This is a genomic window from Lujinxingia sediminis (assembly GCF_004005565.1).
Classification (GTDB): domain Bacteria; phylum Myxococcota_A; class Bradymonadia; order Bradymonadales; family Bradymonadaceae; genus Lujinxingia; species Lujinxingia sediminis.
Genome location: NZ_SADD01000003.1, coordinates 245,571 through 259,216, shown reverse-complemented (window position 1 = coordinate 259,216; position 13,646 = coordinate 245,571). Strand labels below are relative to the sequence as shown.

At 65.4% G+C, this 13,646-nt stretch carries 10 protein-coding genes; 5 read left to right on the top strand and 5 right to left on the bottom strand.

Features of this window, described 5'->3' with window-relative positions:
* Positions 1 to 15: 15 nt before the first annotated feature.
* The 3 genes from EA187_RS08765 to rsmG all read left to right on the top strand — a co-directional run bounded on the left by EA187_RS08765 (position 16) and on the right by rsmG (position 4,972).
* Positions 16 to 1,629, top strand: coding sequence for an aldehyde dehydrogenase family protein (locus EA187_RS08765; RefSeq protein WP_127780002.1), 1,614 nt, complete (start codon positions 16 to 18; stop codon positions 1,627 to 1,629).
* A 133-nt stretch (positions 1,630 to 1,762) separates the two neighbouring features.
* The gene (locus tag EA187_RS08760) at positions 1,763 to 4,324 is read left to right on the top strand and encodes an AAA family ATPase (protein ID WP_164856135.1); all 2,562 of its coding nucleotides are present in this window, start codon (positions 1,763 to 1,765) and stop codon (positions 4,322 to 4,324) included.
* Positions 4,325 to 4,345: 21 nt separating this feature from the next.
* Positions 4,346 to 4,972, top strand: coding sequence for a 16S rRNA (guanine(527)-N(7))-methyltransferase RsmG (gene rsmG / locus EA187_RS08755; protein ID WP_127780000.1), 627 nt, complete (start codon positions 4,346 to 4,348; stop codon positions 4,970 to 4,972).
* 37 nt (positions 4,973 to 5,009) lie between these two features.
* On the opposite strand, the gene EA187_RS08750 is transcribed toward rsmG, so the two are convergent.
* The 5 genes from EA187_RS08750 to EA187_RS08730 all read right to left on the bottom strand — a co-directional run bounded on the left by EA187_RS08750 (position 5,010) and on the right by EA187_RS08730 (position 12,004).
* A complete protein-coding gene (locus tag EA187_RS08750) occupies positions 5,010 to 6,341 on the bottom strand; it encodes a hypothetical protein (protein WP_127779999.1) in 1,332 nt (443 codons plus the stop codon).
* Entirely contained in the window at positions 6,338 to 8,308 is a 1,971-nt protein-coding gene (locus EA187_RS08745; protein WP_115606027.1) for a choice-of-anchor D domain-containing protein, read from the bottom strand. The genes EA187_RS08750 and EA187_RS08745 overlap by 4 nt, the downstream gene beginning before the upstream one ends.
* A gap of 235 nt (positions 8,309 to 8,543) precedes the next feature.
* On the bottom strand, positions 8,544 to 8,900 hold the full coding sequence (locus EA187_RS08740; RefSeq protein WP_164856134.1) for a DUF2752 domain-containing protein: 357 nt from the start codon (positions 8,898 to 8,900) through the stop codon (positions 8,544 to 8,546).
* A gap of 75 nt (positions 8,901 to 8,975) precedes the next feature.
* Positions 8,976 to 10,007, bottom strand: a complete 1,032-nt coding sequence (locus EA187_RS08735) for a hypothetical protein (protein ID WP_115606031.1) — start codon at positions 10,005 to 10,007, stop codon at positions 8,976 to 8,978.
* A 56-nt stretch (positions 10,008 to 10,063) separates the two neighbouring features.
* Positions 10,064 to 12,004 (bottom strand): DNA gyrase/topoisomerase IV subunit B, encoded by a 1,941-nt coding sequence (locus EA187_RS08730; protein WP_115606033.1) that lies wholly within the window; start codon positions 12,002 to 12,004, stop codon positions 10,064 to 10,066.
* A gap of 185 nt (positions 12,005 to 12,189) precedes the next feature.
* Here EA187_RS08730 and EA187_RS08725 point away from each other — a divergent pair, with 185 nt between their 5' ends.
* Complete coding sequence (locus tag EA187_RS08725; protein ID WP_127779998.1) at positions 12,190 to 13,191, top strand: hypothetical protein; 1,002 nt, start codon at positions 12,190 to 12,192, stop codon at positions 13,189 to 13,191.
* A gap of 196 nt (positions 13,192 to 13,387) precedes the next feature.
* Positions 13,388 to 13,624 (top strand): hypothetical protein, encoded by a 237-nt coding sequence (locus EA187_RS08720; protein ID WP_127779997.1) that lies wholly within the window; start codon positions 13,388 to 13,390, stop codon positions 13,622 to 13,624.
* The last annotated feature ends 22 nt before the right edge of the window (positions 13,625 to 13,646 follow it).

Genomic DNA, 13,646 nt, shown 5'->3' with positions numbered 1-13,646 from the left:
TGAGGAGACTCCTGTATGGAAACACCCGCGCGACACAGCCCATCGTTTGAGACGACCGACCAGCTTCCCGAGGCGTCGATCAGGCGTCCTTGTGGGGAGATGATCATCAGCTACAACCCGGCCAATCAGCACGCCATCGGGGAGGTGGCGCGTACGATGGGGTCGCAGGCCGCCGAGGTGATGGCGCGTGCGGGGGAGGCGCAGCGGGCCTGGCGGCGGCGGCCTCTGGTGCAACGGATCGAGGTTGCCGACGCGGTGCTCGGGGCGCTGATGGATTGGCGGGAGGATCTTCTGGAGTTGGGAATCGAAGAGCTGGGGATGACGCCTCTGGAGATGCGTCGTTCCTGGTGGCGGATGATGGCGAGCGTAAGGGAGGTGCTCGATGGCGCGCCGATCCTTCTGGGTGAGGAGGCCTTGAAGGTAGGCGGGGGGCTTTTTGCTCGGCGTCGCGAGCGGGCGGTGGCGCAGTGGCGGCCGCGGGGGGTGGTGGCGTGTGTGGCGGGAAGTTACGATGTGCTTGAGAGCGCGGTGGTGCAGGGCCTGGCGGCGCTGGTGGCGGGCAATACGGTGGTGGTGGCGGCCGATGAGCGCGCGCCGCTTTTGCTGAGTTCGGTGGGTAATGTGATTGCGCAGACGATCGCATCGCCCGCGGTGTGGACGACGGTCTGCGGCGGCGACGAGCTGGCCGAGGAGGTTGTGCGGCGCGCCGATGCGGTGGTGGTCCAGGGCTCGGCCAGTCGGGTACGGCGAGTGTGCGGGGCGGCGGCCGAGGGGCTGGTTCCGATCTGGGGAGATGCGCCGGGAGCGGATGTGGCAGTGGTGCTCAACGATGCTGATCTGGTCGCCGCAGCGCGAGCCGTGGTCTGGGGAGCGATGTGCGGGGCGGGTCGGCGAAAGGCGGCGATACGCAGGGTGTGGGTGCAGCAGTCGATCGCGGCGGTGTTCACCGATCAGATCGTCGCCGAGGTGCTTCGCCTGCGTCAGGGGATGCCCGGGGTTGAAGAGGTGGAGGTGGGGCCCCAGGCCGACTTCGGTGAGGTGGAGCTGCTCGAAGAGCTTATGGATGACGCGGTGGAGCGGGGGGCGAAGCTGCTGGTTGGCGGCTCGCGGCGCCGCCGCTGTGAGGGGGCGTTTTTTGAGCCGACAGTGATCAGCGGGGTCGATGAGACGATGCAGCTGTGGGAGGCGGCGGTACCCGGTCCGATTGTGGCGCTGACCGTGATGCGTTCGCCGGCCGAAGCGTCGATGCGTTGCCGCGATCGGGGAGGACCTGTGCGAGCGTCGATCTTTAGTAAAAGCGTCAGCGTTGCCCGGGAGGTGGGGATGCAGTTTGAGGCGGCGGTTGTGGGTATCAATGAGCCTGTGAGCGATCTTCCGCCGGGCTATGGTCCGCGTGAGGCGGCCTGCGGAGGGCTGCGGCAACTGGACGCGATCGAGGTGCTTCGCGCCTCTTCCCGACGCGCGGTGATGGTGGAGTCGAGGCCGGGGTTTGGCCGGGGGTTAAACCTGCGCGGTTTTGCAGATGCGGAGCGGCAACAGCGTTTGCTCGATGCCTGGACAGCGCTGCGATTTGAACGCGGCGTCACCCGGCGCGTCACCCGGATCTGGAATCACCTGCGGCCGGGATGATGGGCCGCCGGCGGGGCGCCGGCGCGCCCGGTCTGTACAGCCCTCCGGGGCACCGATAGAGTGGAAGATCGGACCGGCCTGCGACCCTTATAAGAGGGTCGTCGGCGACGGGCCGATCTTTTGGAGGCGAGTTATGAGGGATGCATCAGTAGAGCTGGCCGGACGGCTTCTGGATACGATTGAGGCGTGTGAGGACGAAGAGCGCTACCGCGATTATCGCGATCAGCTCTACGCGCTGGGCACTTCGATCCTGGGGGTGTTGCGGGAGAATCTGGGGCATCGCCATCATCTGCGTCGCATGGCGGCGGCGACCAACCTTGGGAGGTTGGGCGATCGGGAGTCGATTCCGAAGCTCGTCGGGTTGATTCATGACCCGCATGCCGGGGTGCGCGAGATGGCGCTCTTCTCGCTGGGCATTCTGGGAGATGCGGCCAGCACCGAGGCGGTGTTGGGCGCGATGCATGACTATGACGCCGATGTGCGCTACCGCGCGCTGGTGGCTCTGGGGGATCTGAACTACGCGCATCTCGAAGAGGTGTTGATTCGGGCGATGGAAGATGAGTCCTACGGGGTGCGCGAGCAGGCGCTGACCCAGCTGCGCACGGTGGGCACGCCGCGGTGTTTGCCGGTGGTGCTTAAGGCGCTGCTGGAGCGTGAGTTGGAGATGCAACAGAGCGCCGAGGAGATCCTCGATCGTCTGGTGCCACGGCTGACGCGGGAGCAGTACAAGAAGCTGCCTGATCAGCTCACCCCCCGCGAGCGTCGCCTGGTGCTCAACTACCTGGAGGCGCGCAACCTCCAGGAGGTCTACGGCACGTTGTGGCAGCGTCTGCAGCTGGTCTCCAAGACATCCGCGCCCTCGCGCGGGCTCGATAAGTACGGGCGACTTCTGCACACCGACGAGGAGCGCCCCTTTTTGACGCGCGCGTTTGAGCGCGAGGAGGTCGTCACCACGCTGGTGGAGCATTTCACCGACGATCGCAGCCAGCGCAGTATGCTGCTTGTAGGTGAGGCCGGAGTGGGTAAGACCGCGATCATCCACGAGGTTGCCCTGCGGCTGAGCACCGATGAGGAGGGCTGGCAGATCCTGGAGACGAATACCAGCGAGCTCATCAGTGGGACGCGCTATCTGGGCGACTGGGAGACGAAGCTCAAGGAGATGGCCGAGGCGATTCTCAAGCACGATAAGGTGTTGATGTACATCACCAACCCCAACGATCTGCTGGGGGCGGGCGCGCATTCAAAGAGCGATGAGAACTTTGCGGACTTCTTTAAACCCTATCTGCAGCGCGGACAGCTGCGCATCATCGCCGAATGTACCGAAGACGATCTGAAGAACGGGCTGAGCCGCGACCCGGGCTTTTTGCGACTCTTTCGCCAGGTCAAAGTTCAGCCGATGGATGAGGCTGAGACCCTCAGGGTGCTCACGCGTCGGCTGAGCGTATTGAACCTCGATGACGATCGGCTGCTGGAGGTGGAGCCGGGGTGTCTGGAGCAGATCCGCGACTTCGCCGAGAGCTTCTACACTCGAAGTTTTGCGCCGGGACGAGCCTGCGACCTGATGGATGCGCTGATCGACTATACGGTGCGTCAGGAAGGCACGAAGGTCGGGGAGTTTGTGCTGCGAAGCCACAATATCCCGCCCTGTCTGGCGGAGGTCACGGGCATGAGCCTGGATCTTCTCGACGATACACGGCCGATGGATCTGGAAGAGACGCGGGCGTGGTTTAAGCGCCGGCTCATCGACCAGGAGCGGGCGGTGGATGCGATCGTCGACCGGTTGGCGATGGTTAAAACGGGCATGCACGATCCGGCGCGCCCCCTGGGGGTGTTCTTCCTGGTGGGGCCGACCGGGGTGGGCAAGACCTACTTTACGGGGCTTGTGGCCGAGCGGCTCTTTGGCTCGAAGTCGCGCATGGTGCGCTTTGACTTGAGCGAGTATCAGGGCCGCTTCGCGTTGGAGAAGTTGATTGGTTCTCCCCATGACAAAGATCGCGAGGGGTTGCTCACCGAGGCGATCCGCAACCAGCCCTTCTCAGTGCTGCTCTTTGATGAGTTTGAGAAGGCCGACGCCGAGATCTTCAACCTCTTTTTGCAGATTCTCGATGAGGGTCGGCTGACGGACGCGCGTGGTCAAACGACGGATTTTCGCCAGACGTTGATCTTTTTGACGAGCAACCTCGGGGCCTCCCGCACCAGTGTGCAGGCGATGGGATTCGGGCCGGAGGATCGCCGTCAGGAGCAGGGAGCGCATATTCGCAACAAGCTCGACGAGTTCTTCGCCCCGGAGTTTCTCAACCGCCTCGATGAGGTGTTGGTCTTCAACCCGCTAAGCCCCGATGCGATGGAGCGCCTGGTGGAGTTGGAGCTGAACAAGGCGCTGGGGCGTCGCGGGTTTAAGCGTCGGCGCTTGCAGGTCGAGGTTGACCCGGCGGCGCGGCGCTGGCTAGAAGCGCGGGGGTTCAGCGAGCGCTTTGGCGCCCGCGAGCTCAAACGCACGCTGGAGAAGCACGTGCTCAACGCGATTAGTCGCGCGCTGCTGGAGAATCCGGGGCCGCATACCGGAAAGTGCGCGCGAGTGGGCGTGGAGAACGATCAGATCCGCGTAACCCTGCATAAGGTTTCCAACCCGCCGGCGAAGTCGCCGGGGCTGCCGCGCGAGCCGCGCGCGCCGAGTCGGGTGGAGACGCCCTAACGACGTGAAGTGAGAGTCAGGATGAACGATGTCGAGCGATTCTGCGCGGCGCGCGGGCTGCCCGCAGACGCCCGCAGTCTGGAGCGCCTGGAACAGTACGTGGGGCTTCTGCTGCAGTTTAACGAGGCGATGAACCTCATCGGCCCGATGAACCGTCAGGAGGTGATCGACGAGCTGATCCTCGACAGCCTGGTGGCCGCCGAGGCCCGTCAGCCGGCCGGCCCCATCCTGGATGTGGGCACCGGAGCGGGGCTGCCGGGGATGGTGCTCAAGATCGTCTACAGCGATCTTCCGATCACGCTGGTGGAGCCGCGACGCAAACGTGCGACCTTTCTGAAAATTGTGACGCACCGCCTGGGGCTGAGCGATGTTTCGATTCGCAATGAGCGCATCGAGGAGGTCGAGGGCGATGTCTTTGATGTGGTGATCTCCAAGGCGTTTCAGCCGCCACTGCAGTGGCTGGAGACGGCGCGTCCCTTTGTCGCTCCGGGTGGCGCGGTGGTGTGCATGGCGCGCGAGCGCGACCGCCCAGAACTCTCCGATCGCGCAGCTACGCTCGGTCTTCGTCTGGCCGGTACCGCCGCCGGCGCTGGAGAGGGCGATGAGCTGCGCGTGAGCTTTGCGTTTGAAGCCCCTCGCCAGGCCTGAGCGCGATTTATGTCTCTAAGTTGGGGGGACGTTCGCCTCAGCGCCGGCGTCGGCGCGCGCTGAGAAGTGCGATGGCAATCATCGCCCACCACCCCGCTCCGATAGACCCCCCGGCCTGCGCGCAGCCCGGCTCGCCAGCCTGACCCGGGCTCTCGCTGGCGTCGGAAGTGTTGCCGACGTCGGGGGGGCTGGCGTCGGTCGCCACATCGTCAAACACGTCCGGGTCGATGCCCAGGCTGCGGGCGAGCTCCGGCCACACTGCCTGACAGAGGTTGGCGGTGTCGTCGGCGTTTCGGCACGCGCTCTGCGGGCCTTGAAGCTCGCGGAAGTCCACCAGGGGCTCCACCTCACCCGCCTCATCAAGCCGCGCCAGATCGAAGCCATCGGTGGCCCGGTGTCCGCAAATCAAGAGCCCCTCGGCGGTGGGCGTCAGGCAGCGGGCGTGGTGCTCGGAGGGGAGCTGGTGCCAGAGCTCGGGGGGCTGAGCGGGCGCGGTGCGCTCGGCGGTGAAGATGCCCGGGTTATCCTCGGAGCCACTGAGCCAGGCGCGCTCGCCATCGGTCGAGAGGGCGCCGGCGGCCGGCCAGGCATCGAGCTCAAAGACCGGGGCGCCTGCATCGGGCAGGGCAGATAGCGCGCTCCAGTAGACCTCCTGAGCGTCGGGGCCCTGGGCGTGCCAGAGGAGCTGACCGTCGGCGGCGGCCAAAAGGTAAGGGTAGCGGCGCTCGGCGGGGAGCTCGAAGAGGTTGAGCGCTGGCGCGGGTGCGCGCAGGTCGATATGCGCCACCACCGCCTCACCGCGCCGCGCATCCGGGGTGCGGAAGGCGCTCAGCGCTACCTGGCCCTCGCCCCAAAAACGCACGCCGGTGGGCCGAAGATCGCTTAAGTCCACCGCGAGCTTTGACCAGGTGCGTCCGGCGTCCGAACTGTAATGAAGCTGAGCGCCGGTGGCGTCGGCCAGCGCTACAATCACCTCGTCGCTGGCCGCTCGATGGGCAGCGTCAACCGGGGGAAGCGCGTAGGTATGCACCACCTCGATCTGGCAGCCTGCCTCGCTCAGCGCCACGCGATCCTCGCCCAGGCTCACCCAGCGCTCCGGGCCGACGGGCAGCATGATGTACGTCTCCCCCGCTTCAAAGGCTTCTTCGCAGATGTAGCGTGAGGGCGCGCTCTGAGACATCACCCCGAAGTTGGTCGAGAGCGCCCAGAGCACATCGCCCCCACCGGGGTCGGTGAGGGCGAAGGCCTGGCGCGCCCGGGGGGGCGCGCCGTGGGCGTGGAGTGTCGGAGAGGCACTCAGGAGGGTGGCCGCCGCCAGCGCGGCATAGGGTGCCGGACGGCGGCCGACGCTGGCGAGGAGGTTGATCATTGGACCGGGAAGCCGAAGTCGATCACATCGCGACGGTACACGTCGGTGCTCGGCCAGCGGATGTTGGCCACGTGCCAGAAGTAGCCTTCCGAGGGCATGTAGGTGTTGCGCAGCTGGAAGCGAAGCTCCCCGCGGATGTAGATGCGCACCGTGGCGTAGGCTGCGCCCAGGCCGCGGTCGGTGAAGTAGTAGACGCCCACGCCGTACTCCAGGCCCGACTCCGGGTTGGAGTGGTTGATGTTTTCCGGACCGCCGCAGCAGGTGTCATCGATGTCGAGGCGAGGATCGTCGCGCTCGTCTTCGGTGTTGCCCCAGTTGGGGAAGCGGTTGTTCCAGTAGACGCTGCCATCACCATTCCAGCGACCGCTGGGGTGGAGGTAGTGCAGGTCGAGGTCGACGCCGGCATCCGGAGTGGGGTTGGCAACGCCCGGGGCGTCCCAGACCAGCTGGATGTGCACGTCATCCTCGGGGATGGCCTGAATGGTGACGGTGGCAGGTTCGCCGCAGCTGGCGACGCCCTGGTTGTCGTAGACCATCAGCTCGACCACATAGGTGCCAGCCAGGTCCAGGTAGAGGGTCGGATCGACGATGTTGGGGCTGGGGCTCAAGCGGGCCTGGGAGTTTTCGGGGGCCTCCAGGATGGTCCACTCGTAAAAGTCGATCTGTCCGTCAGGATCGAAGCTCGAGCCGCCGAGAAGCTCGATGGTGTTGAGCGGAAGCGCGGTGCCTTCGGTGAAGGTGCGGGTGGTGTTGAGGATACGGCCCTCAGCCACGGCCACCGGGCACTCGTTGTCGGTGCCCTCACCGAGCAACGCGATTTCATAGGGCGAGGCAACGGTGTCGTTGCTCTCAATGGTCAGCTTCGCCTCGTACGAAGCCGTCTCGGAGATCGGCGCGAAAAGCACCTGGAAGGTCGCCGAGCGCGAGGGCGCGATCGACACGGGGGCATCATCCGGGTCGCCGCCGAGCGGGTCGAGGTTGAGGTCGAAGATGCTGTTGGGGTTCTCGCTCAAGAAGATGTTGGTGAGCTCCAGCGGGGTCTCCGCGCTGCAGTTGGTGATAACGACCGAGCGGCGGCCGACCTGACCGGCGGAGCTTGCGCCGAAGTCGAGGACTTCGCCCTGGTTGACCTCCATGCAGGGGGAGCCGCTGTTGCCGATGAGCTCCAGCGAGAAGGTCGAGCGGTTGGGGTCGTTGGAGAGGATCGTGACTTCGCCCGAGGAGGGGTTGTTGTTGATCGGCCGGAACCAGATGCGGATGTCGAAGGCTTCGCCCGGCTCCAGCACTTCGGGCCACTGGTCGGTGTCGCTCTCCAGGTCGGCCGGATCGGCACCCGGGGTGGGGAAGGCGATGTCGAAGTCGCTGTTTCGGCCGAGCAGAATCTGGCTGATGCTCAGCGGGGTGGTACCGATGTTCTGGATGGTGGTCAGCGTCCAGGCTTCTTCACCGGCGGGCACGCGATTAAAGCGCACCGCCTGGTTGCCGAAGATCTGTGGGCCGAGCTGCGGGGTGTTGAGCTCGACGATGACCTCGGCGTTATCCGGGTCGTTGGTGCGCATACGAACTTCGGCGCGGGCCGGATCGGGGCTGACCGGGATGTAGCTCACGCTGAACTCATGCGACTCACCGGAGGGAATCTGCAGGGTGCTCAAAAAGCCCTGACCGCGACGGAACTGCGGGGAGGGGCTCTCATCGACCAGCTCCATCTCGGTGATGTTGAGCACGGAGCCGCCGGTGTTGCTAATGATCAGCGTGGCAGTCTCGCGCTCCCCGATGGGGGTGTCGGGGAAGTTGAAGCTCGATGGTGAGACGAGAATTGAGGGGGCGTCGAGCCCGGAGAGGTTGTCGCCATCGCCATCCTCTTCGCCGCAGCCGAGCGTTCCGACAAGCAGCATCATCGCCAGAGGCAACAGAATCGACGAGAGCCGACCGGCGCTCGGGGTGTGGGGGAGAAGCGGGTTGAACATGGGTTCCTCTCAGACTTCGGAGACCGAATCGTGATGCAGGCCGGGGATGGCCCTGGAAGGGAGGGGGAGGAGTCGCGGAGTTGCGATGAGCGCGTCAGGGAGACGCCGCCGCGTGGGGGATTGTCGCCGTTATAAGCGGGTCCGGCGACAGGACCATTCGCGGCGAATAGTAGCTATCTTCTCAAACACATACAAGGATCGAGGCGTTGCCACGGCAGGGGGAGGTGGCGAGTGCTCAGATGCCGGCTTTGTAGAGGTAGAACCAGTTGGCCGCCGGAAGGAGTACGAGCAGCGCCTTGAACATCAGGTCTTCGCGGTGGCTTAAGCTGAGCACGAGGCGGCGCTGGCGCACGTAGGTGAAAAGGCTGAGCACGCCCCAGATGGCGATCAGCGCGTAGAGGGCGATGATCAGCGGCTGAAAGGCGATGGCCGCGAAGATGTCGCCGTGGGTCAGCGCGAGGGTGGCGCGGGTAGCCCCGCAGGTCAGACACGGCATCTCGAAGAGGCGCTTCATGCCGCAGGTGGAGAACTCCCACACGCCGGTGCGCACCGCCCAGGCTCCCAGGGGCATCGCGAAGAGGGGCAGCATCATAAGAGCCCCGACCGGGATCTCCCCCAGGAATCGCTGTGTGGTGTAAATGCGCATAGACGTTGGTGAATGGGGTGGCTACCAGAGTTGCAGGAGGATGCCCACGATTTCTTCGGCCGTCAGGCGCGCAGCTTCACCGGGGGTCAGGCCCGTGTGCACCGCGCGGCGAAGCACCGCCGAGATGGCCACTCCGCGTCCGTAGACGGCACCGGTGGGGGTGGTGATCTCCGAGAAGAAGACGTCGGCCTCGGTCTGGTGCAGGGTGAAGGTGAGCCGGGCGGTGGTCAGGGTGCGCTCCATCGTCTCGATGGCCGCCTGGCGCGAGACGTAGGCGTCGGCCCAGAGCTGCTCTTTTTTGAAGGAAGCGCTCAGCGAGGAGGGCAGCCAGGTGTGCAGCCTCCCGAAGATGCGCTCGGGGTGATCGTGGGTGGCAAGCGCCACCGGCAGGCTGTCGTGCAGGGGAATCACGGCCAGATCGCCGGAGTCGAGCGCGTCGAAGAACTCGTCTTCGTCGACCTCGTCGGCGAGCTGGTCGGCGCTCTCTTCGTCCCGCTCGATCACCGCCCAGAGTCCGGGGGCCAGGCGCGAGTACGCGCCGCCTTCGGGGTCTTCGACCCAGTCTTCGAGAAGGTCGATCCAGGCCCATTTGATGTTGAAGGGGCGGCCGAAGACCTCTTCGAGCTCGTCTTCGTCGAGCTCGTCGTAGACCCGTGCGTTCTCGGTGTCGGGTTGCCAGGTGGGCATGGCCTGGGGGTCGAGACGGCGGCGAGGCTGCATGTCGTAGCGCAACGTCTCTTCGAGACGGTCGACGAAGACGCGGATGACCCCGGCGTCGTCGGCAAAACCGTAGGTCAGCGCAGCGCGGCGCGTGGCCTCGGGACCGACCTCGGTGCCGCAGTTCTCACACTCATAGCTCGCCTTGAGGTAGGCGCGCTCAGCGAGCTCATCGAGAACGTCGAGGCTCAAGGTGTGGAAGGGGGTGCTGTGGTAGAAGCGCTGGTACTGCACATGCCCGCAGAGCTGGCAGGCGCAGTCCAGGTCGACCATGTACATGACCTCGGGCTCGCCAGCCGGGCCGCGCTGAAAATGAAAGACAAAAGGTTCGGCCATGGAGCGCTCCGGGGCGGCGGATCCGAGGCTTGCGGACCCGTGGAGAGGGGGGGCGATCAGACGTCGAGCTCATCGGCGTAGCGGGCGTTCTCCATAATGAAATCAAAACGCAGCGACGCATCCTTCCCCATCAAATTACCGATGACTTTATCGGTGTCGTCGCGATGCTCCTCGCTGACCACGACTTTGAGCAGACGACGCTGCTCCGGGTCCAGGGTCGTGGATTTAAGGGTGTCGGCCATCATCTCGCCAAGCCCTTTAAAGCGCTGCAGGTTGATCTTCTTGGTCTTCTTACTACGCGCAAGCTTCTTGAGGATGCGCTCGCGCTCGACCTCATCGAGGACCCAGAAGGTCTCATTGCCCCAGTCGATGCGGTAAAGCGGAGGCTGGGCGATGTAGAGGTAACCCTCGTCGATCAGGCGTGGCATGTAGCGGTAGAAGAAGGTCAAAAGCAGGGTGGAGATGTGCAGACCGTCGCTGTCGGCGTCCATCAGGAGGATGATCTTGTGGTAGCGCAGCTTGGAGGCGTCGAAGGTGTCGCCCAGGCCGCAGCCCAACGCGTCGGCCACGTCGCTGAGCTCCTTGTTGCTGGAGACTTTGGAGAGGGTGGCCTGCTCGGCGTTGAGCACCTTCCCGCGCAGCGGGAGGATGGCCTGGGTGCGGCGATCGCGGCCCTGCTTGGCGTTACCACCGGCGGAGTTCCCCTCGACGATGAAGAGCTCGCACTCCTCGGGGTCGGTCGAGGAGCAGTCGGCGAGTTTGCCGGGGAGGTTGAGGCGGTGGCTGACGGCGCGCTTGCGCTTGACCTGCCGGGCCGCCGAGCGGCTGGCCTGGCGGGCGCGGGCGGCCTGGATGATACGCTGGGCGATGGCGTTGCCGGTGTTGGAGTTGGCGTTGAGGAAACGCTCCAGCTCCACGCGCACAATGCCGGAGACGATGTTGCGGATGTCCGGGTTGTTGAGCTTGCTCTTGGTCTGGCCCTGGAACTGCGGGTCCATCATAAAGACGCTGATGATGGCCTTGAGCCCCTCGCGGATGTCTTCGGAGGCGATGTTGAGGCTTTTAGGCGCCAGATCGTGGGTGTCGAAGTAGGTGCGCATGGCCTTGACGACGCCGTCTTTAAAGCCCTGCTCGTGGGTGCCGCCGTCGGCGGTGGGGATGCCGTTGACAAAGGCGCGCAGATCTTCGGAGGTGTCTTCGGTCCACTGCAGCGCGATTTCCACGCGGGCGACGTTGGGTGCCGGATCGGTCTCGCGCACCACCACGACGTCGGTATGGATGGGGGGCTGATTGCTGGATTTCTGGATATGCGCCAGAAAATCCTTGATGCCGCCCTCATGCTTGAACTCGTGGAAGGCTCCGCGGAGCTCGTCGCGAAAGAGGATGCGCAGGCCCTGGTTGAGATAGCTCTTGATCTCAAGCCACTCGGCGATCAGCGTGGCGTCGAAGCTGGTGTCCTCAAAGATCTCGGGGTCGGGCCGAAAGAAGATCTCGGTGCCGGAGCCGCGCGCGTCACCCATCTCGGCGATGGGAGCGAGCGGGATGCCCCGGGCAAAGGACTGCTCATGCAGGATGCCGTCGCGCTTGATGCGGGCGATGAGGCTGGTGCTCAGGGCGTTGACCACCGAGGAGCCCACGCCGTGAAGGCCGCCGGAGGTGAAGTAGTTATCGTTGTCGAATTTACCCCCGGCGTGCAGGGTCGTCAGGATGATCTCCAGCGCGCTGCGGCCGTTTTTGGGGTGAATGTCCACGGGAATGCCCCGGCCGTTATCGCTGACGGTCATCGACTCGCCATCGGCGTGCAGGGTCACCTCGATAAACGAGGCGTAGCCGTTGATGGCCTCGTCCACCGAGTTGTCGACCACCTCCCAGAGCAGGTGATGGAGCCCGGCCTTGCCGGTGCCGCCGATGTACATGCCGGGGCGTTTGCGCACCGGCTCCAGGCCTTCGAGGATCGTGATGTCTTTGGCGGTGTATTGACCAGCGGTGGCGCTCATAACTCAGCCGTCGTGCGAGAGGGTTTTTCAAAGGTTTCGGGCAGGCGTCCGGCGACGCCGCCGACAAGATTCATTACAACGGCGCTTTTATCAAGCGGCTCGCCGCGAATACCTGTTAGAATGTTCCGTATTTGTTGCATTTTAGCCGCCGATCGCGAGGGCTCAGGGCCCGAAGAAGGACGACGATGACCTACGTGTTGACCAACCTGGAGTTTGAACTCGCGCTGAGCGGCGCGCCGGTCCCAAAGGCGGTGCGGGCGGTCTCAGAGAGGTGGTCGCATATCTTGAGGTTGCTGGAGCCGGGGGCCGAGGTGGTGGCGTGGCCGCCTGCCGGACAGGCGCTTGAGCCGGGCCGCAGGCTTCTGCCCTGGGGGTGGACCGACGAGGTCGTGGCCTTTGCCAACGCGGCCGGCCTTGAGACGGGGCCGGTGGATGTGGAGGTGGTGCGCGAGGTCAACGATAAGCGTTTCGGCCTGCAGATCGAGGCGCTTCGAGGCTCGGCGATATGCGAGAGCGAGGCTCAGCTTGAGCAGGCGGTACGCGGGCTTAAGGCGGGCTGGGTGCTCAAACACCCTTTTGGCGTCAGCGGTCGCGGGCAGCTTCGGGGGCGCGGCTCCGCGTTGCCAGAGGACGCGCGTAAGTGGGCGCAGCGGATCTTCGCTCAGGGGCCGGGCGTGGTGGTGGAGCCCAGGGTCGAGATCGAGGCGGAGCGCTCGTTGCACTTCGAGATCGAGGTGGGCGGAGCGGTGCGGGAGCTCGGGATATGCGCGCTGATGGCCGACGCGACGGGAACCTTCCGGGGGCTCGGCCTCGGGAGTGCGGTCGAAGCTCTGGAGGAGGATGAGGCGTTGTGGGAGGGGGCCAGGAGCGCCGCGCGGGCGGTGGCCGCACGCGGCTACGTGGGCCCCCTGGGCATCGACGCGTATGTCGGGAGCTATGCTGGCGAGCGGGTGGTGCGGGCGGTCAGTGAGCTCAACGCGCGGGTGAGTTTTGGGAGGTTGGGGCTGGCGCTGCTGGCGCGGCTTGGCCGGGAGGGCGCGCGCTGGGTGCACCCGGCCCGCTCGGAGCGGTCGGGTCGGTCGGAGCGGGGTGCGGGGGGCAGCGCGGAGGTTGGGGGAGGGGAGGGCGGTGTCTGCCTGCCGCAAAGTGTGGATCCGGCGGGGAGGTCGGGGACATATGTGGTGTGAGGGTCGCCGGGGGTTCGCGGAGTGGGGAGTTTCGTGAGGGCGTTGGGGGGCGTGCGGGTTGTGGTTGTGTGGTTATGTGGTTGTGTGGTTGTGGGGCGCCGGGGGTTCGCGGAGTGGGGAGGTTCGTCCCGCGCACGGGTGCCAGGCGTCCGTCCATGCGCGCACGGGTGCCAGGCGTCCGTACATCCGTGCACGGGTGCCAGGCGTCCGTCCATCACGTCGGCACGGGCTTGAGCTTGAGGAGGAGACCGCGACGTATCCGGCGGTGGCCGGCTGGACCTGGACCTGGACCGAGATCAACGGCGCCGATGGCGAGCGCATCAAGGGGGGCTCGGCGGAGGATGACGGCTACACGCGCATCGATGGCATCGCGCGCATCATGGAGGGGAATGAAGCGCTGACGATGCGGACGTCGTCGTGCGGAGGTTTTTGAATACGTGTTGAGGCCGAGGTGG